This is a genomic window from Pseudomonas sp. Cab53 (assembly GCF_018325965.1).
GTDB lineage: Bacteria > Pseudomonadota > Gammaproteobacteria > Pseudomonadales > Pseudomonadaceae > Aquipseudomonas > Aquipseudomonas chlororaphis_E.
On record NZ_AP021902.1, the window covers coordinates 4,564,079 to 4,585,240 of the forward strand.

Consider the following 21,162-nt stretch of genomic DNA (forward strand, 5'->3'; position numbering starts at 1 on the left):
AAGCCCGCAGTGTGGGCGGGCGAAAAACCAGGGAAGCTACATGCGCAATGGCTTCCAGGACCAGGCTGCTGCTTGGGGTCAGCTGCCTCGATAAGTTGAATAGGCATACGGCGAAATCAGCAGGGGCACGTGGTAGTGCTCCTGCTCGGCTGAAATGCCGAAGCGCAACACCACCACGTCGAGGAAAGCCGGATCGGGCAGTTGCACCCCCGGGCGCGGTAGTAGTCACCGGCGTGGAACTGCAACTGATAGACCCCCGAACGGTAGTCATCCCCTTGCAGCAGCGGCGCGTCGCAACGGCCATCGCTGTTGGTCAGCGCGCTGGCGACCTGCTGCAGGTGCGAGCCTTCCACGCGGTACAGTTCAATCTTGATCGAACTGCCCGGGCAGCCATGTGCAGCATCCAAAACGTGAGTAGTCAAACGTCCCATTGATTGTGCGCGCCTCGCTGCAGGGCAGTCCGGCCCGACGCCTCCTGATCGGTTGAAAGACAGGCCGCACCGTTTCGGAGCACGAACGGGCGCGGCGATGAGCGAATTAAGACACTTTAAAAGAAAATTGTACACAATAAAAAACAGAAACTTTTCCGCCGACTCCATCGTCCCTGGGTCCGCGCCAATCTGCCGCCAAACCAGCAGATACGCTAAGCTTCTATCGGTTAATTGACCAAACGGGCAGATTTCTTGCAGCGTAGGCCTATACCGGGCAAGTGCGAAAATTGCGAAAATTCAGGCTTACAAACTGCACATAAAGTTGTATACAATCACTCCATCGTCGTGACGCCAGCCCAAGATCCATCACCGGGGCGCCACCTACATGGTTCGAACAAGAAGGAAGACTGCAGTGAGCGCTGACTACCCACGCGACCTGATCGGTTACGGCAGTAACCCTCCCCATCCCCAGTGGCCGGGCAATGCCCGTATCGCCCTGTCCTTCGTCCTCAACTACGAGGAAGGTGGCGAGCGCAACATCCTGCATGGCGACAAGGAATCCGAAGCGTTCCTGTCGGAGATGGTCGCGGCGCAACCGCTGCAGGGCGAGCGCAACATGAGCATGGAGTCGCTGTACGAGTATGGCAGCCGTGCCGGTGTCTGGCGGATCCTCAAGCTGTTCAAGTCATTCGACATCCCGCTGACCATTTTCGCCGTGGCCATGGCCGCCCAGCGCCATCCGGACGTGATCCGCGCCATGGTCGCCGCCGGTCACGAGATCTGCAGCCATGGCTACCGCTGGATCGACTACCAGTACATGAACGAAGCCCAGGAACGCGAGCACATGCTCGAAGCGATCCGCATCCTCACCGAAATCACCGGCGAACGTCCATTGGGCTGGTACACCGGGCGCACCGGTCCCAACACCCGTCGGCTGGTGATGGAAGAAGGCGGTTTCCTCTATGACAGCGACACCTACGACGATGACCTGCCCTACTGGGAACCCAACACCCCCAACGGCAAGCCGCATCTGGTGATCCCGTACACCCTCGACACCAATGACATGCGCTTCACCCAGGTGCAGGGGTTCAACAACGGCGACGACTTCTTCCAGTACCTCAAGGACGCCTTCGACGTGTTGTATGCCGAAGGCGCCGAAGCGCCGAAGATGCTCTCCATCGGCCTGCACTGCCGCCTGATCGGCCGCCCCGCCCGCCTTGCCTCGCTCAAGCGTTTCCTCGAATACGCCAAGCGCCACGAGCAGGTCTGGTTCAGCCGCCGCGTCGACATCGCCCGTCACTGGCAACAGGTCCATCCCTGCCCCGGCGCATCGAAGCCAGGAGCGTCGAAATGACCGCGTTCCAGACCCTCAAGCCATCCACCCTGAGCCGCGAAGCCTTCATCGAGGCCTTCGCCGACATCTATGAACATTCGCCATGGGTGGCCGAGAAGGCGTTCGACCTGGGCCAGGATCCGTCGATCGACCAGATCGAAACCCTGCACCAGCGCATGAGCGACATCCTTTTGAGCGCCGATCACGCCAGCCAACTGGCCCTGATCAACGCTCACCCGGACCTGGCCGGCAAAGCGGCCGTCCAGGGCCAACTGACCGAAGCCAGCACGCATGAACAGGCCGGCGCCGGTATCCACCAATGCACCAGCGAAGAGTTCCAGCGCTTCACCGAGCTGAACGACGCCTACAAGGCCAAGTTCAGGTTTCCCTTCATCATGGCGGTAAAAGGCAGCGACCGGCACCAGATCCTCGCGGCATTCGAAACGCGCATCCACAACCCGGTAGACACCGAGTTCAAATGCGCGCTGGCGGAGATCAACAAGATCGCGTTGTTCCGATTACTGACCCTTTAGCGAGCAGCCGCCTCCAGGGCTTGCAAGCATCCCCAGCCAACTTATTCAAAGGCAGACAAGAAGAATGAAAGCTTACGCCGTACCTTTCGAGAAGTTCGTCAACCTGGCCGACGCCCGTCTCGGCACCAAGATCATCTCGGTCACCGACGACTGGTTCGCCGACGCCAATCGCCTGTTCCAACCGACCCCGGCCGTCTGGAAAGAGGGCGTGTTCGATGACAATGGCAAATGGATGGACGGCTGGGAATCGCGTCGCAAGCGCTTCGAAGGCTACGACAGCGCCGTGATCCGCCTGGGCGTGGCCGGCACCATCAAGGGCGTGGACATCGACACTTCATTCTTCACCGGCAACTACCCGCCGTCGGCGTCCCTGGAAGCCTGTTTCCTGGCCGAAGGCGAGCCGGACGACAACACCCAGTGGACTGAAGTGCTGTCGGCCGTCGAACTGCAAGGCAACAGCCACCACTACCACGAGATCAGTAACGACCAGGCGTTCAGCCACCTGCGCTTCAACATCTACCCCGATGGCGGCGTGGCCCGGCTGCGGGTCTACGGCATTCCGCATCGCGACTGGTCGGCGGTGGGCAACAACGAACAGATCGACCTGGCCGCCGCCCTCAACGGCGGTCGCGCCCTGGCCTGCTCCGACGAACACTTCGGCCGCATGAGCAACATCCTCAACCCAGGCCGTGGCGTCAACATGGGCGACGGCTGGGAAACCGCCCGGCGTCGCACCCCAGGCAATGACTGGGTGATCGTCGCCCTGGGCCATGCCGGCATCGTCGAGAAAGTGATCGTCGACACCCTGCACTTCAAGGGCAACTACCCGGACAGCTGCTCGATCCAGGGCGCGTTCGTCAAGGGCGGCACCGACAGCCAGATCGAAACCCAGTCGCTGTTCTGGCGTGAACTGCTGCCGAGCCAGAAACTGGAAATGCACGCCGAACACACCTTCGCCGAGCAGATCAAGGCCCTGGGGCCGATCACCCACATCCGCCTGAATGTGTTCCCGGATGGTGGGGTGAGCCGCCTGCGCGTGCTTGGCAAGGTATCGAAATAAGGGGTGAACCCAAATCGCGAGCAAGCTCGCTCCCACATTTGAAATGCATTCCCCTGTGGGAGCGAGCTTGCTCGCGATGGCGGCACAACAAACAACACAGAATTCAAGATAAGAAGACCAGCATGCGCACACTCAAGATCGAACCCTTGACCAAAGAAGCCTTCGCCCCGTTCGGTGACGTGATCGAAACCGACGGCAGCGATCACTTCATGATCAACAATGGTTCGACCATGCGCTTCCATCGCCTGGCGACGGTTGAAACCGCGCTGCCGGACGACAAGGCGATCATCAGCATCTTCCGCGCCGACGCGCTGCAGATGCCGTTGACCGTGCGCATGCTGGAGCGTCATCCGCTGGGCAGCCAGGCCTTCATTCCGCTGCTCGGCAACCCCTTTCTGATCGTGGTCGCGCCACTTGGCGATGCACCTGTATCAGGCTTGGCCCGTGCCTTCGTCACCAACGGCAGGCAGGGCATCAATTACCATCGCGGCGTCTGGCACCACCCGGTGCTGACGATCGAAAAGCGGGATGACTTCCTGGTGGTTGATCGCAGTGGCACAGGCAATAACTGCGATGAGCATTTCTTCATAGAGGATGAGTGTTTGATCCTCGATCCCCACCAATAAGAGAAGCGTCCGATCACGCGAAAACAAGCGTGACGGGCGAGAGGTAAAGACTGTGGAAGCACATATGCTGGAATGGCTGAACCTGAGCGTTCGCTGGGTTCATATGATCACTGGCGTGGCCTGGATCGGCGCGTCGTTCTACTTCGTCTGGCTGGAAAACAACCTCAACCGCGTCAACCCCAGGAGCGGCCTGGCCGGCGACCTGTGGGCCATCCACGGTGGCGGCATCTATCACCTGGAAAAATACAAACTCGCGCCACCGGCCATGCCGGACAACCTGCACTGGTTCAAGTGGGAAGCCTACTTCACCTGGATGTCGGGCATTGCGCTGCTGTGCGTGGTGTTCTACTGGAACCCGACCGTCTACCTGCTGGCACCCGGCAGCGGACTGAGCGGCCCGCAAGGCGTGGCCCTGGGCCTCGGCTCGTTGTTCGCCGGCTGGTTCATCTATTCGTTTCTCTGCGACTCGGCCCTGGGCAAGCGCCCTGCCCTACTCGGCGGGATCCTGTTCGTGCTGCTGATCGCGGCGGCCTATGGCTTCAGCAAGGTGTTCAGTGGTCGTGGTGCCTACCTGCACGTCGGCGCGGTGATCGGCACGATCATGGTCGGCAACGTGTTCCGCATCATCATGCCGGCCCAGCGCGCCCTGGTGGCCGCCATCGCCGAGAACCGCACGCCCGATCCGGCCCTGCCGGCCAAGGGGTTGCTGCGCTCGCGCCATAACAACTACTTCACCCTGCCGGTGCTGTTCATCATGATCAGCAACCACTTCCCGAGCACCTACGGCAGCCCATACAACTGGCTGATCCTGGCCGGTATCGCCGTGGCCGCGGTGTTGGTGCGTCATTACTTCAACACCCGCCACGACAGCAACCGGTTTGCCTGGACATTGCCGGTCGGCGCCCTGGCGATGATTTGCCTGGCGTATGTCACCGGGCCCAAGCCTCCATCGAGCGCCCCGGAGGTCGCCAAGGCCCCGGCGACCATCGAGTATCAGCCACTGCCGGAAACCGCCGTGGGCGGGGGTGCCAAGCCGGCGGCACAACCTGCCCAGGCCTCCAACGTCCAGGGCCCGTCGTTCGAGAAGGTCCACAACGTGATCCAGGAACGCTGCTCGGTCTGCCACTCGGCCAAGCCCACCAGCCCGCTGTTCAGCGCGGCGCCGGCCGGGGTGATGTTCGACACGCCGCAGCAGATCAAGGAACAGGCCGCGCGCATCCAGGCCCAGGCCGTGACCAACCAGATCATGCCCCTGGGCAACATCACCCAGATGACCCAGCAGGAACGTGACCTGATCGGCGCCTGGATCAACCAGGGCGCGCAGACCCACTGAGAACCGCGCCACACGATACCGCTGACGGGCAGCCGGCACACGACCGGCCGCCCGCCAGCGACGGCCTGCCTCAACAATAAAAACAAGAGGAAAGCACCGGATGATCCAACCCTGCCTCCCTGCCCCAGGCCCGTCGTCCAGGCGCCGCCGCACGGCACTTGAGCCCGTCGAGACAAGCCCGTATCCTGCGCGCCCGTTCGACCCCGAACGCCTCATAACAATACTCAGACCCTGACCCACACGCCCGCGTGTTCCAACGCTGCGCGCAGGCGTCCTGAAATCCCTTTTCGACTGTTGCAACACGGCTGATCGAGCCTTCGCCGCCATGGCGGAACAGGCACGACGCTCGCTGTCAGCGCTTGTCACGAGCAAAAAGCTGACCGAACGGATGTTTTAACTCCGTGAAAAAAGGCGCCACACCAGAGCGCTGACTGAAAAAAGCGGTACCAACTTACCTTTGGGAGCAAACCGAATGAAACGCACGTGCACCAGCCTGATCGTCGCAGGATCCTTGTTGGCCGGCGGCCAGGCCATGGCCGACGACCTGTTCCAGTGGCAGAACAACAGCCTGACCTACCTGTACGGCAAGGATTTCCAGGTCAACCCGCGCATCCAGCAGACCGTGACCTTCGAGCACGCCGATGCCTGGAAATACGGGGACAACTTCTTCTTCCTCGACCGGATCTTCTACAACGGCAAGGAAGACGGCCAGGCGGGACCGAACACCTACTACGGCGAGTTCAGCCCACGCCTGTCGTTCGGCAAGATCTTCGACCAGAAACTGGAACTGGGCCCGATCAAGGACGTGCTGCTGGCGATGACGTATGAGTTCGGCGAAGGCGACAACGAGTCCTACCTGATCGGCCCGGGCTTCGACCTGGCGATTCCCGGCTTCGATTACTTCCAGCTGAACTTCTACAACCGCCAGACCGAAGGCCCACGCGCCGGCGACAACGTCTGGCAAATCACCCCGGTCTGGGCCTACACCCTTCCCGTGGGCTCGTCCGACATCCTGATCGACGGTTTCATCGACTGGGTGGTGGACAACGACCGTAATTCCAAAGGCACCTACCACGCCAACCTGCACATCAACCCGCAGATCAAGTACGACCTGGGCAAGGCCCTGAAGCTGGGCGACAAGCAGCTGTACGTGGGGGTGGAATATGACTACTGGAAGAACAAGTACGGGATCGAAGACAGCGAAGGGTTCAAGACCAACCAGAGCAACACCAGCTTTTTGCTGAAGTATCACTTCTGATATTCAGCCCGCAGCTAATCCCCCTGTGGGAGCGGGCTTGCTCGCGAAGACGGCAGCACATCCGGCCTGGATGCAAGCTGACCCGACGCTTTCGCGAGCAAGCCCGCTCCCACAGGGATTCTGAGTTGACTGACCTTCTTTGTCATTCCTGAGCCAACCGCAAAAACCGACTCAACGCCTCGCGTTGGGCCAGCGCATCCTGGCGGCCCAGCTCGATCAGTTCGCTGCAATACCCCGCCTCGAACAACAGGTAGCTCAGCACGCCCGCGCCGCTGGTCTTGGTCGCGCCCGGGCCGCGCAGGAATACCCGCAGCGCACGAGGCAGCTCCTGGCGATGGCGCGCGGCGATTTCGTCGATGGGCTGGCTCGGGGAAATCACCAGCACGTCCACGGGTGCCGCCCCCAGGGCATGAGCCGGGACGTCGTCGGGCAACAGGTGGCTGAAGCCGTTCAAACGTTGAAGCAACTCGATGTCGCTTTCCAGGCTGTCGATGAAGGTACTGTTGAGCATGTGCCCACCGATCTGCGCCAGGGTCGGTTGCAGGCCGGTGTAGCTTCGCTCCGAGGGGGTTTGCCCGCCAGCGCCCCGAGGGTTGCCGCTGACGCCGATGACCAGCACGCGGTTGGCGCCCAGGTGCAGGGCCGGGCTGATCGGCGCCGATTGCCGCACCGCACCGTCGCCGAAATACTGCGGGCCGATCTTGACCGGCGCGAACAACAGCGGGATCGCCGAGCTGGCCAGCAGGTGCTCCACCGACAACAGCGCCGGCACGCCAATGCGCCGATGCCGCAGCCAGGCATCGATGGTGCCGCGGCCCTGGTAGAACGTCACGGCCTGGCCGGATTCATAGCCGAAGGCCGTCACCGCCACCGCCCGCAGTTGTTGCTCGGCGATGGCCTGCTCGATGCCCGAGGCGTGGAACTGTGCCTCCAGCAGCGCCCGCAAGGGCGAACTGTCGATCAGCGCCACCGGCAACTTGGCCCCCAGGCCCAGCAAGCTGTGGGTGATGAAGCGTGTCGCCTGGCCCAGCACGCCGCGCCAGTCGCTGCGCATGACCTGGTGGCTGCGCACCGTTCGCCAGAATGCTGTCAGCCGTTCGATGGCGCTCTTGAAGTCCATCGCCCCGCTCGCCAGGCTGACGGCGTTGATCGCCCCCGCCGACGTGCCGACGATCACCGGAAAGGGATTTTGCCCGCCCTCGGGCAGCAACTCGGCAATCGCCGCCAACACCCCCACTTGATACGCTGCCCGAGCCCCGCCACCGGAAAGAATCAAACCTGTAACGGGTTCAGCTGGGGTCATCGCCATGCTCCGTGCTCAAGGGATATCAAAAAAAACTCAGCCGCGTTTGTCGTACAGCTTGGGCTCGCCCGGTGGGCGGCTCTTGAAGCGCCGGTGGGCCCAGAGGTACTGCTCGGGACAATCGCGCACCGATTGCTCGACCCATTGATTGATGCGGATGCAATCGGCTTCCTCGCTCTCCCCTGGGAAATCCGCCAGCGGCGCCTGGATCACCAGGCGATAACCGCTGCCATCGGCCAGGCGCTCCTGGGTGAACGGCACGACCAGCGCCTTGCCCAGGCGAGCGAACTTGGTGGTCGCGGTGACCGTTGCCGCCTGGATACCAAAGAGTGGCACAAACACGCTTTGCTTGGCGCCGTAATCCTGATCCGGCGCGTACCAGATCGCCCGGCCGGCACGCAGCAGCTTGAGCATGCCGCGCACGTCGTCACGCTCCACCGCCAGGGAATCGAGGTTGTGCCGCTCGCGGCCTCGGCGCTGAATGAAGTCGAACAGCGGGTTCTTGTGTTCGCGGTACATGCCATCGATGGTGTGCTGCTGGCCGAGCAAGGCTGCGCCGATTTCAAGCGTGGTGAAGTGCAGCGCCATCAGGATCACGCCCTTGCCTTCGCGCTGGGCCTGCTTGAGGTGCTCCAGCCCCTCGACATGGGCCAGCCTGGCCAGGCGCGAACGCGACCACCACCAGCTCATGGCCATTTCGAAGAAGGCAATGCCGGTGGACGCGAAGTTTTCCTTGAGCAGGCGCTTGCGCTCAGCAGCGGACTTTTCCGGGAAACACAGCTCCAGGTTGCGGCGGGCAATGCGCCGTCTGTCGCCGGCGGCCCGGTACATCAGTGCACCCAATGCACGACCGACCCGCAGCAGCAACGGATACGGCAGCTGGACGACCAGCCACAACAGCCCCAGGCCGCACCACAGCAGCCAGAAACGCGGATGAAAAAAAGCAGCTCGAAAACGCGGGCGATCCATTACAGCTTCCACAAAGACATGGGCCGCGCATTCTACATCGTTCGACCCGGCTTGCGGCTCGCGGACGATCTCGTTATAAGTCTCGGCACTTTTAGCGACAAGTCGTTGTACACCGACCATGAGCCAAACCGAACCGCTAGACCAAGATCCCGTGTTCCAGTTGAAGGGCAGCATGCTCGCCATTACGGTGCTGGAGCTGGCCCGCAACGACCTGGAGAGCCTTGACCGGCAGTTGGCGGCAAAAGTCGCCCAGGCACCGAATTTCTTCAGCAACGCCCCACTGGTGCTGGCCCTGGACAAACTGCCGCCCGGCGAAGGCGCGGTGGACCTGCCAGGCCTGATGCGCGTGTGCCGCCATCACGGCCTGCGCACCCTGGCCATCCGCGCCAGCCGCATCGAGGACATCGCCGCCGCCATCGCCGTGGACATTCCGGTGCTGCCGCCGTCCGGTGCCCGCGAGCGGGTGCTGGAACTGAGCCCGGTCGACACCAGGAAAACCCCGGAAAAACCACCCGAGCCAACCGTCAAGCCGACACGGGTCATCACCTCGCCCGTACGCGGCGGGCAACAGATTTATGCCCAGGGTGGCGATCTGGTCATCGTCTCGTCGGTCAGCCCGGGTGCGGAACTTCTGGCCGATGGCAACATCCATGTATACGGCCCGATGCGCGGTCGCGCACTGGCCGGCGTCAAGGGCGATACCAAGGCCAGGATCTTCTGTCAGCAATTGAGCGCTGAACTGGTTTCCATCGCCGGACAATACAAGGTCTCCGAAGACCTGCGCCGCGACCCGCTGTGGGGCGCCGGCGTACAGATCAGCCTGTCGGGCGACGTGTTGAACATCATTCGGCTTTAACGGATACTGCCGCATTTTCCAAGCATCTCTAAAACGTAGCGAAAACGGCTTAAACGACGCAGGAAACAGGACCAGGCAGTATTTACCGGAGGTAAATCCCGCCCCCAGTCCGATTCCCGCCAGGCCTGTCCACTTGCAGCAGTTTTCCAGAGATGTTTTTCAGGGGCTGACAAAGTCCTTTTTCCTTAGGGGTGAAACACCTTGGCCAAGATTCTCGTGGTTACATCCGGCAAGGGTGGTGTGGGTAAGACCACCACCAGCGCCGCTATCGGTACCGGCCTCGCTCTGCGCGGGCACAAGACAGTCATCGTCGACTTCGACGTCGGCCTGCGTAACCTCGACCTGATCATGGGTTGCGAGCGTCGCGTGGTCTATGACTTCGTCAACGTGGTCAACGGCGAAGCGAACCTGCAACAGGCCCTGATCAAGGACAAGCGCCTTGAGAACCTCTACGTGCTGGCCGCCAGCCAGACCCGTGACAAGGACGCGCTGACCCAGGAAGGCGTGGAAAAAGTCCTGATGCAACTCAAGGAAGACTTCGAGTTCGTGGTCTGCGACTCCCCGGCCGGTATCGAGAAAGGCGCCCACCTGGCCATGTACTTCGCCGACGAGGCGATCGTGGTGACCAACCCGGAAGTGTCGTCGGTACGTGACTCCGACCGCATGCTGGGCCTGCTGGCGAGCAAATCGCGCCGCGCCGAAAACGGCGAAGAGCCGATCAAGGAACACCTGCTGCTGACCCGCTACAACCCGCAACGGGTCAGCGACGGCGAAATGCTCGGCGTCGAAGACGTCAAGGAAATCCTCGCCGTGACCCTGCTGGGTGTGATTCCCGAATCCCAGGCCGTACTCAAGGCTTCCAACTCGGGCGTGCCCGTGATTCTTGACGACCAGAGCGACGCCGGCCAGGCGTACAGCGATGCCGTCGATCGCCTGCTGGGCAAGACCGTGGAGCATCGATTCCTCGATGTAACGAAGAAAGGTTTCTTCGAGCGCCTGTTTGGAGGTAGGTAATGAATCTTTTTGACTTCTTTCGTGCCAACAAAAAGCCCAGTACCGCCTCGGTCGCGAAAGAGCGTCTACAGATCATCGTGGCGCACGAACGCGGCCAACGCAGCACCCCTGACTACCTGCCGGCCTTGCAGAAGGAACTGGTGGAAGTGATCCGCAAGTACGTCAACATCGGTAGCGATGACGTGCACGTGGCACTTGAAAGCCAGGGCAGTTGCTCGATTCTGGAACTCAATATCACCCTGCCGGATCGCTGATAGATCCTGCGGGAGCCACGGCGGCTCGGGTCCCCACAGCCTTTTTTGTGGGAGCGAGCTTGCTCGCGAACGCGGTTTTCCAGACACATTGATCTTGAATGTGCCACCGCCTTCGCGAGCAAGCTCGCTCCCACGAGGGCCGGGCCCGAGCCGCCGTTGGCGTTTGTAAAGAGACTGTCTGCAATGCCCCTGTCCAACATTCGCATCATCCACCAGGACGCCGCCGTGCTGGTGGTCGACAAGCCGACCCTGCTGCTGTCCGTGCCCGGTCGGGCCGACGACAACAAGGACTGCCTGATCACCCGCCTGCAGGAAAACGGCTATCCGGAAGCGCGAATCGTGCACCGACTGGACTGGGAAACCTCCGGCATCATCCTGCTGGCCCGCGACCCGGACAGCCATCGCGAACTGTCCCGGCAGTTTCATGACCGCGAAACCGAAAAAGCCTACACCGCCCTGTGCTGGGGCCAACCGGCGCTGGACAGTGGCAGCATCGACCTGCCGCTGCGCTACGACCCGCCGACCAAGCCTCGCCACGTGGTGGACCACGAACACGGCAAGCACGCCCTGACGTTCTGGCGCGTGCTGGAGCGCTGCGGCGACTGGTGCCGGGTCGAACTGACCCCCATCACCGGGCGCTCGCACCAGTTGCGCGTGCACATGCTCTCCATCGGTCATCCGTTGCTGGGCGACGGGCTCTACGCCCACCCGCAAGCCCTGGCCGCCTGGCCACGCCTGTGCCTGCACGCCAGCATGCTGAGCTTCACCCATCCACTGAGCGGCGAACGCCTGCGCTTCGAATGCCCGGCACCCTTCTGAGCACCGCGGTACACAACAGATGGCTCCCCTCGATTTAAGGTTTGGCAATCCGGTTATGGCTCTACACGAAACCCCTGTCGACAAAGTCCCCCACCAGTTGCTCTACCTGGTCTACGGCGACCAGGACGTCTACCGCCACGAGGCCAAGTTCAGCATCCTGACCGCCCTGGCCCACGGCAAGCCGTCGACCCTGCCGCGCATCCGGGTTCTCACTGACCGCCCCGAGGACTTCCAGGGCTGGCCGGTCGAGACCCTTGCCCTGGGCGCCGAACGGCTGGCGCAATGGCAGGGCGAGCATGGCTACATTCACCGTCGTAAGGCTTGCGCCATCGCAGCGGGCCTGACGCTGGCGCAAAAGACCCTGTTCGTCGACACCGATACGCTGTTCCTCGACGACCCCGACCTGTTGTTCCAGCAGATCCAGCCGGGGCAGTACCTGATGGACAGCTTCGAGTACGACTGGGACTACGTCTGCGAGCGCGAGGATTACCGTCGACTGGGCACGCACCTGGCCGCCCACGGCGTGAACCGGGGCAACGGCTTCAAGCTCTACAACAGCGGTTTGTGCGGCGTGACCGACAACGATGCAGGCCTGCTGGCCCAGGCCATCGAACGGATCGATCAGTGGACCGAAGGCGGCTTCGACATCCACACCATCGAGCAGATCGCCATTTCGTTCGGCTTGCGACACGCGACCGTGCGCGAAACCAGGCGGCAGGTGTATCACTACTTCGCCGAGAAGCGCTTCTTCCACACCATGCAGGCACACTTCTTCGCCCAGCACGGCGAAGCCTTCAGGCCAGCGCTGGTGGAGCGTTGCCATGAAGTACCGCGCAGCAAGCCGTTCCCGACGGCCTGGCGGCGCCTGACAATCAAGTGGAAGTTGCGCAACCAGCGCGGCGCGGCGCGCAAGATCGGCCGCGACCTGTTGTATGGCAGCGCGGCGCCGAGCCATCCGTACTACGACCTCTGCCGGCATCACTGGTGGGATTCGGCCGCACGGGAAATTCAGCGCCTGGACCCACAGCGCCAGCAGCGGCTGTTTGGCCAATTGGAACGCTGGCCACGGGACCTGCCGGAACCGTCCAGGCCACAGGACAAGGCCCTGATCATGGCTCACCTGCGCGAGCGAGTCGCCACTTCGGGCTGATGGCGAGCAAGACCCCGGCGAGGCTCGCATCGCCGGGATTGTGCCTGCAATGCAGACGGTCGATGGGGTAAACTGCCGCCCATTGCTGTCTGGAGTTACTTATGCGCGCAGAGTTGAACCAGGGCCTGATCGACTTCCTCAAGGCCTCCCCCACCCCTTTCCATGCCACCGCCAGCCTTGCCCAACGCCTGGAGGCGGCGGGTTACCAGCGCCTGGACGAACGCGACACCTGGACCACCGAGGCCAACGGTCGCTACTACGTCACGCGCAACGACTCCTCGATCATCGCCTTCAAGCTGGGTCGCAACGCCCCGCTGCATGACGGCATTCGCCTGGTCGGCGCCCACACCGACAGCCCGTGCCTGCGGGTCAAGCCGCAACCGGAACTGCAACGCCATGGGTTCTGGCAACTGGGTGTGGAAGTCTACGGCGGCGCGTTGCTGGCGCCGTGGTTCGACCGCGACCTGTCCCTGGCCGGGCGCGTGACCTTCCGCCGCGATGGCAAGGTCGAGAGCCAGCTGATCGACTTCAAGGCACCGATCGCGACGATTCCGAACCTGGCCATCCACCTCAATCGCGAAGCCAACCAGGGCTGGGCCATCAACCCGCAGAACGAGCTACCGCCGATCCTCGCCCAGTTCGCCGGCGACGAACGCGTCGACTTCCGCGCCGTGCTCACCGATCAACTGGCCCGCGAACACGGCCTGAACGCCGACGTGGTGCTCGATTACGAGTTGAGTTTCTACGACACCCAAAGTGCCGCGGTCATTGGTCTGCACGGCGATTTCATTGCCGGCGCGCGCCTGGACAACCTGCTGTCGTGCTATGCGGGGCTGCAAGCCTTGCTCAATGCCGACACCGAAGAAACCTGCGTGCTGGTGTGCAACGACCACGAGGAAGTCGGCTCTTGCTCGGCGTGTGGCGCCGACGGGCCGATGCTGGAACAGACCCTGCGTCGCTTGCTGCCGGAAGGTGAAGAGTTCGTACGCACCATTCAGAAATCCCTGCTGGTGTCGGCCGACAACGCCCACGGCGTACACCCCAACTATGCCGACAAGCACGACGCCAACCACGGCCCCAAGCTCAACGCCGGGCCGGTGATCAAGGTCAACAGCAACCAGCGCTACGCCACCAACAGCGAAACCGCCGGGTTCTTCCGCCACCTGTGCATGGCCGAAGAAGTCCCGGTGCAAAGCTTCGTGGTGCGCAGCGACATGGGCTGCGGCTCGACCATCGGCCCGATCACCGCCAGCCAGCTGGGCGTGCGCACCGTGGACATCGGCCTGCCGACCTTCGCCATGCACTCGATCCGCGAACTGTGCGGCAGCCATGACCTGGCGCACCTGGTGAAGGTGTTGAGCGCGTTCTATGCGTCTCGCGAATTGCCCTGATCAGAACGATTCCCTGTGGCGAGGGGATTTATCCCCTCGCCACAACAGCGTTCGACCCAAGGCACTGACTGGGATCATCACACCCCAGCCAAACCCCAACTAGACTGACCTTATCGCCCTCTCCGACAAGGCCGTCGCCATGATCTCGATGTCTGCTTTCAATGCCATGCTGGTGCCGATCATCGCCGGCATGATCCTGCTGGCCATCGGTTTCAACTTCCGTGACAAGAACGTCGGCGTGTTTGCCATGTGGATCGGCATGCTGCTGATCCTCGCCACGGTGGTGTTCAAGATCCTGACCAAGCTCAACGAGTCGCTCTGACCTTGCCCTCAGGTCTGCGCCGGTTGCTCCGGCACGTCGACGCCGACATGGATCGCATCGTGTCGCCAGAACTCCAGGTCGCAGTCGATCAGCCGCTGATGCTGGTCGTAGTTGACCCGAGCAATGCGCAACCCGGGGCTGCCCACCGACACCTTCAGCGCCGCCGCGGCTTCCGGTTGCAGTGAGGTGGGCACGATTTCGAACTTCACCCGACCGTAGTGCAGGTCGTAGTGCCGGGCGTACAGCTCGGTCATGGACTGGTTGAGGTCGAATTCGAGGATGCCCGGAAAGTACTGCGGGTTCAGGTAATGCTCGACGTACAACACCAGGCGCTCATCGATACGCCGCGCCCGGCAGATCTGGATCACGCTCGACAGCGCCGGCAACTGCAACCAGGCACACACCGCCGCCGAGGCCGGTTGCAGGCGCGCCGAGATCACCTGGGTGGAAGGCACCCGCCCTTGCGCCGTGACCATGGCGTGGAAATGGCTGCGCTGCATCAGGTTGTAGGCCAGCCGAGGGGGCGAGACGAACCAGCCCCGGCGCTCTTCCCGATAAATCTGCCCCTGGGCTTCCAGCTGTAGCAAGGCTTCACGCACGGTAATGCGCGTGGTGCCAAACAACTCACTGAGCTTGCGCTCGGCCGGTAGCTTGCTACCCGGCGCCAGCAACCCATGGTCGAGCTGCTCTTGCAGGACCTGTCCGATGGCTGTCACCGCCTTGGTTGCATCGATGCGCATCAACGTTACCTATCTGGACTAGACCAGCACTGTTCCGGGGCGCGATCGCCCACCTGGCGACCCCGCTGCTTCTTCCAGCAAGCCTAGGCATTGCACATGACTGGCAGATGACAAAGGCGCCGAACGGTAGGCCTTGCACTGTGCAAACAACCGGCCAAGTCCTTTCAAATCAGCTGTTTAACCATGGTCTACGCTTACTCGGTGGCCAACCCGCACGCACCTGGGATTTGCCGGCCCCCGCGGCGCCGACATCAAAATGTCACAGGGCTCGCCTACATTGGCTCAGGTATTGCTGACCTAGACCAACACAACCGCAATCGCAGCGTTGAAAACGCCCATAGGAGCTTCGGATGAAACAGCTTTTCCTGGCATCACTGTTAGGCTCGACCATTGCCATGTGCACCGCCGCCATGGCCGCTGATACCGATCTGAAAACGTTGGAAGCCGCTGCGAAAGCGGAAGGCGCCGTCAACAGCGTCGGCATGCCCGATGACTGGGCGAACTGGAAAGGCACCTGGGAAGACCTGGCGAAACAATACGGCCTCAAGCACGTTGACACCGACATGAGCTCGGCCCAGGAAATCGCCAAGTTCGCCGCCGAGAAAGACAACGCCAGCGCCGACATCGGCGACGTCGGTGCCGCCTTCGGCCCTATCGCGGTCAAGCAGGGTGTGGTCCAACCCTACAAGCCAAGCACCTGGGACCAGGTCCCGGCCTGGGCCAAGGACCAGGATGGCAACTGGGCGCTGGCCTACACCGGCACCATCGCATTCATCGTCAACAAGAAACTGCTGCACGGCTCCGACGTACCGACCAAGTGGGCTGACCTGAAGGGCGGCAAGTACAAGGTCTCCATTGGTGACGTGAGCACCGCCGCCCAGGCCGCCAACGGCGTGCTGGCCGCCGCACTGGCCAACGGTGGCGACGAGAAGAACCTGCAACCGGCCCTGCTGATGTTTGCCGAGATTGCCAAGCAAGGTCGCCTGTCCATGGCCAACCCGACCATCGCCACGATGGAAAAGGGTGAAGTGGAAGTCGGCGTGGTCTGGGACTTCAACGGCCTGAGCTACAAGGCCAAGATGGCCAACCCGGATGACTACGTCGTGCTGATCCCGTCCGATGGTTCGGTCATCTCCGGCTACACCACCATCATCAACAAATACGCCAAGCACCCGAACGCCGCCAAGCTGACCCGCGAATACATCTTCAGCGACGCCGGCCAGATCAACCTGGCCAAGGGCAACGCCCGGCCGATCCGCGCCGAGCACCTGACCCTGCCGGAAGAGGTCAAGGCCAAGCTGCTGCCGAACGAGCAGTACAAGCACGTCACGCCGATCAAGGACGCCGACGCCTGGGAGAAAACCTCCAAGGCCCTGCCACAGAAATGGCAGGAAGAAGTGATCATCAATATGCAGTGAGGCGCTAGTCAGCCCCGCTCGGATATCCAACGAAGATCCAATTGTGGGAGCGAGCTTGCTCGCGATAGCGGTGTATCAGCCAGCATTGATGTCGACTGACACGCCCTCATCGCGAGCAAGCTCGCTCCCACATTGGACCTGCGGTGAATCCGAGTTTTCTGGTGTCCATCCGGAGTTTTGGTATCCATGAAGCACAACGTCATCCTGGTGCTGCTCGACGGCCTCAATTACGAAGTCGCCCGGCACGCCATGGGACATTTGCAGGCTTATGTCGGCGCAGGACGCGCGGCGCTGTACAAACTGGAATGTGAACTGCCGGCCCTGTCCCGCCCACTCTACGAATGCATCCTCACCGGCGTCGCGCCCATCGACAGCGGTATCGTGCACAACAACGTCTCGCGCCTGTCCAACCAGCGCAGCATCTTCCACTACGCCACCGACGCGGGCCTGAGCACGGCGGCCGCGGCCTACCACTGGATCAGCGAGCTCTACAACGCCTCACCGTTCGCAGCCGGTCGGGATCGGCATGTCGAGAACCCCGGGCTGCCCATTCAATACGGGCATTTCTACTGGAATGACCACTACCCCGACTCGCACCTGTTCGCCGACGCCGAACACCTGCGCCAACGCCACCAGCCGAACTTCCTGCTGGTGCACCCGATGAACATCGACGACGCCGGCCACCAGCATGGCCTCGACACGCCGCAGTACCGCAACAGCGCCCGCTCGGCCGACATCAACCTGGCGGTCTACCTGCAAGCCTGGCTCGACGCCGGCTACCAGGTGCTGGTGACCGCCGACCACGGCATGAACAATGACCGCTCCCACAACGGCCTGCTGGCCGAAGAACGGGAAGTGCCGCTGTTCGTCCTCGGTGACGGCTTCAGCCTCGACCCCGCCGCGACGCCCCGGCAGCTCGAACTGTGCGGCACCGTGTGCCAGTTGCTCGGCATCGACCACGACAAACCCTATTGCCAGGAATTACTCAAGTGAACGCCATGACGCGCGGCAAATGGCTGGCAGCGTTGTGCCTGGTGCCCTTCGCGATTTTTTTCATCGTGTTCCAGATCGCCCCGCTGCTCTGGGTGCTGGTCAACAGCCTGGAATCGGAAGAGTTCGGCTGGGGCCTGGCCAACTTCAGCAAGATCTTCAGTTCCAAGTTCTACCTGCAGGCGATCCAGCACAGCCTGGAGATCAGTTTCTGGTCCAGCGTATTCGGCATCATCATCGCCGTGCTCGGCAGCTACTCCCTGCGCCGGGTCGATTCGCGGCTGCGCAACTTCGTCAACGCCTTCGCCAACATGACCAGCAACTTCGCCGGCGTGCCCCTGGCCTTCGCCTTCATCATCCTGCTCGGCTTCAACGGCAGCATCACCCTCATGCTCAAGCAGGCGGGGATTATCGAGGACTTCAACCTGTATTCGAAAACCGGGCTGATCATCCTCTACACCTACTTCCAGATCCCCCTGGGCGTGCTGCTGCTCTATCCGGCCTTCGACGCGTTGCGCGAAGACTGGCGCGAGTCCGCCGAACTGCTGGGCGCCAACGGCTGGCAGTTCTGGCGGCACATCGGCTTGCCGGTGCTGACCCCGGCGTTGCTGGGCACGTTCGTGATCCTGCTGGCCAACGCCCTGGGCGCCTACGCCACGGTCTATGCGCTGACCACCGGTAACTTCAACGTCCTGCCAATCCGCATCGCCGCGATGGTTTCCGGCGACATCTCCCTGGACCCGAACCTGGCCAGCGCCCTGGCCGTGGTGCTGGTGGCGCTGATGACCCTGGTGACCATCGTCCATCAGTTGCTACTCAAGAGGAGCTACCATGTCTCGCGCTGAATCGAGCCCCGCCGGGCTTTATCATCGGGCGGTGGTGTACCTGCTGTTCGCCGTCCTGCTGCTGCCCCTGGCCGGCACGCTGGTGTACTCCATCGCCAGCAGTTGGTCGGCCACCGTGCTGCCGGCGGGCTTCACCTTCAAGTGGTACGTGCAGCTGTGGAGCGACCCGCGCTTTCTCAGCGCCTTCGGCCAGTCGCTGATCGTCTGCGTGGGCGCGCTGGTGCTGTCGGTGGTGCTGATCCTGCCGCTGCTGTTCGTGGTGCATTACCACTTCCCGAAACTCGATGCGCTGATGAACATCCTCATCCTGCTGCCCTTCGCGGTGCCGCCGGTGGTGTCGTCGGTAGGGCTGCTGCAACTCTACGGCTCCGGACCGCTGGCGATGGTCGGCACGCCCTGGATCCTGATCGGCTGCTACTTCACCGTGGCCCTGCCGTTCATGTACCGGGCGATCACCAACAACCTGCAAGCCATCAACCTGCGTGACCTGATGGACGCCGCCCAACTGCTCGGCGCCAGCACGTTCCAGGCGGCCGTGCTGGTGGTGCTGCCAAACCTGCGCAAGGGCTTGATGGTAGCGCTGCTGCTGTCGTTCTCGTTCCTCTTCGGCGAGTTCGTGTTTGCCAACATCCTCGTTGGCACCCGCTATGAAACCTTGCAGGTTTACCTCAACAACATGCGCAACAGCAGCGGACACTTCACCAGCGCGCTGGTGATTTCCTACTTCTTCTTCGTACTGGTCCTGACCTGGGCGGCCAACATCTTGAACAAGGACAAAAGCCAATGAGCTACGTCAGCGTCCAACACCTGCAAAAGACCTACGCCGGCACGCCGGTGTTCAGCGACATCAACTGCCAGATCGGCCAGGGCGAGTTCGTCACCCTGCTCGGCCCGTCCGGCTGCGGCAAGTCCACGCTGTTACGCTGCATCGCCGGCCTGACCGCCGTGGACGCCGGCCAGATCCTGCTGGACGGCCAGGACATCGTCCCACTGAGCCCGCAGAAGCGCGGGATCGGCATGGTGTTCCAGAGCTACGCCCTGTTCCCCAACATGACCGTCGAACAGAACGTCGCCTTCGGCCTGCGCATGCAAAAGGTCGAGGCCCAGGACAGCCGCCAGCGGGTGCTGGAGATCCTGCGCCTGGTGGAGCTGCACGATTTCGCCGCGCGCTATCCCCATCAGTTGTCCGGTGGCCAATGCCAGCGTGTCGCCCTGGCCCGCTCCCTGGTGACCCGCCCGCGCCTGTTGCTGCTGGACGAACCGCTGTCGGCCCTGGATGCGCGGATTCGCAAGCACCTGCGCGAACAGATCCGTCAGATCCAGCGCGAACTCGGCCTGACCACGATCTTCGTCACACACGACCAGGAAGAAGCACTGACCATGTCTGATCGGATTTTCCTGATGAACCAGGGAAAGATCGTACAGAGCGGCGATGCCGAAACCCTGTATACGGCGCCCGTCGATGTGTTCGCCGCCGGCTTCATCGGCAACTACAACCTGTTGGACGCCGACAGCGCCAGCCGCCTGTTGCAGCGGCCAGTGAACGGGCGCATCGCCATTCGCCCGGAAGCCATCGAGCTGAATCGCAACGGCGAACCGAACGCACTGATCCGTAGCCACAGCCTGCTCGGCAACGTGATCCGCTATCGGGTCGAGGCCCGTGGCGTGGAACTGGTGGTGGACGTGCTCAATCGCTCGGCCGCCGACCTGCACCCTGATGGCGCCCGCCTGGCGCTTTCCATCGATCCGTCGGCCCTGTGTGAGGTAGCCTGATGGCCTTGTTGATTCTGAAGAGAGAAGCGCGCTGATGGCCCTGGCAATTTTTGATCTGGACGAAACCCTGATCCACGGCGACTGCGCCACCCTCTGGAGCGAACAGATGGGACGCCTGGGCTGGGTCGATCCCGAGTCGTTCATGCGGCGCAACAACGAACTGATGGACGCCTACAGCCACGGCAAGCTGCGCATGGAAGCGTACATGGACTTCAGCCTGGAACCGATGATCGGCCGCACGCCGGAGGAAATCGAACACCTGGTGGCGCCGTGGGTGGAGGACGTCATCGAGCCGATCATCTTCAGCGACGCCACCCGCACCATCGCCGAACACCGCAAGGCTGGCGACCGGATCCTGGTGATCTCGGCCTCGGGCACGCACCTGGTCAAGCCGATTGCCGAACGCCTGGGCATCGACGAGGTCCTGGCGATCGAGCTTGAAGTGGCCCATGGGGTCTACAGCGGCAAGACCGTGGGCACCCTGACCTACCGCGAAGGCAAGATCACCCGGCTGCTGGACTGGCTGGACGCCGAGGAAGAAAACCTCGAAGGCGCCAGCTTCTACTCCGACTCACGCAACGACCTGCCGTTGTTGCAGCGGGTGGACCATCCCCATGTGGTCAACCCGGACCCGGTCCTGAAGGCCCATGCCGAAGCCGCCGGATGGCCGATTCACACCTGGAAATAACCCGGCCCACGTTGGGAGCAGTGAACGCAATACAACCTGAATCGCCCTGTGGGAGC

The 21,162-nt window shown here is 62.4% G+C and carries 22 protein-coding genes and 1 pseudogene; 19 read left to right on the forward strand and 4 right to left on the reverse strand.

Annotation, left to right across the window (positions count from 1 at the left end; genetic code table 11):
• Window positions 1-78: 78 nt before the first annotated feature.
• A pseudogene (gene uraH, locus KI241_RS19870) lies at window positions 79-431 on the reverse strand (hydroxyisourate hydrolase).
• Between the two features lie 412 nt (window positions 432-843).
• Here uraH and puuE point away from each other — a divergent pair.
• From puuE to KI241_RS19900, 6 genes are all read left to right on the forward strand, one after another.
• Window positions 844-1,785, forward strand: a complete 942-nt coding sequence (gene puuE, locus KI241_RS19875; protein ID WP_042732410.1) for an allantoinase PuuE — start codon at window positions 844-846, stop codon at window positions 1,783-1,785.
• Window positions 1,782-2,297 carry a 2-oxo-4-hydroxy-4-carboxy-5-ureidoimidazoline decarboxylase gene (uraD, locus tag KI241_RS19880; RefSeq protein WP_212802908.1) on the forward strand — a complete coding sequence of 172 codons (516 nt, stop codon included), beginning with the start codon at window positions 1,782-1,784 and terminating at the stop codon, window positions 2,295-2,297. The genes puuE and uraD overlap by 4 nt, the downstream gene beginning before the upstream one ends.
• 64 nt (window positions 2,298-2,361) lie before the next feature.
• Window positions 2,362-3,357 carry an allantoicase gene (alc, locus tag KI241_RS19885; protein WP_212802909.1) on the forward strand — a complete coding sequence of 332 codons (996 nt, stop codon included), beginning with the start codon at window positions 2,362-2,364 and terminating at the stop codon, window positions 3,355-3,357.
• 122 nt (window positions 3,358-3,479) lie between these two features.
• A complete protein-coding gene (locus KI241_RS19890; protein WP_053146020.1) occupies window positions 3,480-3,983 on the forward strand; it encodes an ureidoglycolate lyase in 504 nt (167 codons plus the stop codon).
• Window positions 3,984-4,035: 52 nt separating this feature from the next.
• The gene (locus KI241_RS19895) at window positions 4,036-5,316 is read left to right on the forward strand and encodes a urate hydroxylase PuuD (protein ID WP_212802910.1); all 1,281 of its coding nucleotides are present in this window, start codon (window positions 4,036-4,038) and stop codon (window positions 5,314-5,316) included.
• Window positions 5,317-5,788: 472 nt separating this feature from the next.
• Entirely contained in the window at window positions 5,789-6,574 is a 786-nt protein-coding gene (locus KI241_RS19900; protein WP_042728958.1) for an outer membrane protein OmpK, read from the forward strand.
• A gap of 142 nt (window positions 6,575-6,716) precedes the next feature.
• On the opposite strand, the gene KI241_RS19905 is transcribed toward KI241_RS19900, so the two are convergent.
• Together KI241_RS19905 and KI241_RS19910 are read right to left on the reverse strand one after the other, a co-directional pair.
• The gene (locus tag KI241_RS19905) at window positions 6,717-7,877 is read right to left on the reverse strand and encodes a patatin-like phospholipase family protein (RefSeq protein WP_042728957.1); all 1,161 of its coding nucleotides are present in this window, start codon (window positions 7,875-7,877) and stop codon (window positions 6,717-6,719) included.
• Window positions 7,878-7,913: 36 nt separating this feature from the next.
• Window positions 7,914-8,846, reverse strand: coding sequence for a lipid A biosynthesis lauroyl acyltransferase (locus KI241_RS19910; RefSeq protein WP_042728956.1), 933 nt, complete (start codon window positions 8,844-8,846; stop codon window positions 7,914-7,916).
• Window positions 8,847-8,964: 118 nt separating this feature from the next.
• Here KI241_RS19910 and minC point away from each other — a divergent pair, with 118 nt between their 5' ends.
• The 7 genes from minC (at window position 8,965) to KI241_RS19945 (ending at window position 14,652) form a co-directional block, all read left to right on the forward strand.
• Window positions 8,965-9,702, forward strand: a complete 738-nt coding sequence (gene minC / locus KI241_RS19915; protein WP_042728955.1) for a septum site-determining protein MinC — start codon at window positions 8,965-8,967, stop codon at window positions 9,700-9,702.
• 201 nt (window positions 9,703-9,903) lie between these two features.
• On the forward strand, window positions 9,904-10,716 hold the full coding sequence (gene minD / locus KI241_RS19920) for a septum site-determining protein MinD (RefSeq protein WP_042728954.1): 813 nt from the start codon (window positions 9,904-9,906) through the stop codon (window positions 10,714-10,716).
• Window positions 10,716-10,970, forward strand: coding sequence for a cell division topological specificity factor MinE (gene minE, locus KI241_RS19925; protein ID WP_003179111.1), 255 nt, complete (start codon window positions 10,716-10,718; stop codon window positions 10,968-10,970). The genes minD and minE overlap by 1 nt, the downstream gene beginning before the upstream one ends.
• Before the next feature lie 183 nt (window positions 10,971-11,153).
• Window positions 11,154-11,789 carry an RluA family pseudouridine synthase gene (locus tag KI241_RS19930; RefSeq protein WP_042728953.1) on the forward strand — a complete coding sequence of 212 codons (636 nt, stop codon included), beginning with the start codon at window positions 11,154-11,156 and terminating at the stop codon, window positions 11,787-11,789.
• Between the two features lie 55 nt (window positions 11,790-11,844).
• Window positions 11,845-12,939 carry a hypothetical protein gene (locus KI241_RS19935; protein ID WP_212802911.1) on the forward strand — a complete coding sequence of 365 codons (1,095 nt, stop codon included), beginning with the start codon at window positions 11,845-11,847 and terminating at the stop codon, window positions 12,937-12,939.
• Window positions 12,940-13,040: 101 nt separating this feature from the next.
• Window positions 13,041-14,330, forward strand: coding sequence for a M18 family aminopeptidase (locus tag KI241_RS19940; RefSeq protein WP_042728951.1), 1,290 nt, complete (start codon window positions 13,041-13,043; stop codon window positions 14,328-14,330).
• Between the two features lie 139 nt (window positions 14,331-14,469).
• Entirely contained in the window at window positions 14,470-14,652 is a 183-nt protein-coding gene (locus KI241_RS19945) for a hypothetical protein (protein WP_003179103.1), read from the forward strand.
• 8 nt (window positions 14,653-14,660) lie between these two features.
• Here the strand turns inward: KI241_RS19945 and KI241_RS19950 are convergent, their stop codons facing one another.
• On the reverse strand, window positions 14,661-15,392 hold the full coding sequence (locus KI241_RS19950; protein WP_042728950.1) for a UTRA domain-containing protein: 732 nt from the start codon (window positions 15,390-15,392) through the stop codon (window positions 14,661-14,663).
• 350 nt (window positions 15,393-15,742) lie between these two features.
• On the opposite strand from KI241_RS19950, the gene KI241_RS19955 reads away from it, so the two are divergent.
• The 6 genes from KI241_RS19955 (at window position 15,743) to KI241_RS19980 (ending at window position 21,106) form a co-directional block, all read left to right on the forward strand.
• On the forward strand, window positions 15,743-16,810 hold the full coding sequence (locus KI241_RS19955; protein WP_042728949.1) for an ABC transporter substrate-binding protein: 1,068 nt from the start codon (window positions 15,743-15,745) through the stop codon (window positions 16,808-16,810).
• A 186-nt stretch (window positions 16,811-16,996) separates the two neighbouring features.
• Window positions 16,997-17,803, forward strand: a complete 807-nt coding sequence (locus KI241_RS19960; protein WP_047736487.1) for an alkaline phosphatase family protein — start codon at window positions 16,997-16,999, stop codon at window positions 17,801-17,803.
• 5 nt (window positions 17,804-17,808) lie between these two features.
• The gene (locus KI241_RS19965; RefSeq protein ID WP_161796101.1) at window positions 17,809-18,645 is read left to right on the forward strand and encodes an ABC transporter permease subunit; all 837 of its coding nucleotides are present in this window, start codon (window positions 17,809-17,811) and stop codon (window positions 18,643-18,645) included.
• Window positions 18,632-19,432 carry an ABC transporter permease gene (locus tag KI241_RS19970; RefSeq protein WP_047736488.1) on the forward strand — a complete coding sequence of 267 codons (801 nt, stop codon included), beginning with the start codon at window positions 18,632-18,634 and terminating at the stop codon, window positions 19,430-19,432. The genes KI241_RS19965 and KI241_RS19970 overlap by 14 nt, the downstream gene beginning before the upstream one ends.
• Window positions 19,429-20,418, forward strand: coding sequence for an ABC transporter ATP-binding protein (locus tag KI241_RS19975; protein WP_212802912.1), 990 nt, complete (start codon window positions 19,429-19,431; stop codon window positions 20,416-20,418). The genes KI241_RS19970 and KI241_RS19975 overlap by 4 nt, the downstream gene beginning before the upstream one ends.
• A gap of 34 nt (window positions 20,419-20,452) precedes the next feature.
• On the forward strand, window positions 20,453-21,106 hold the full coding sequence (locus KI241_RS19980) for an HAD family hydrolase (protein WP_042728944.1): 654 nt from the start codon (window positions 20,453-20,455) through the stop codon (window positions 21,104-21,106).
• The last annotated feature ends 56 nt before the right edge of the window (window positions 21,107-21,162 follow it).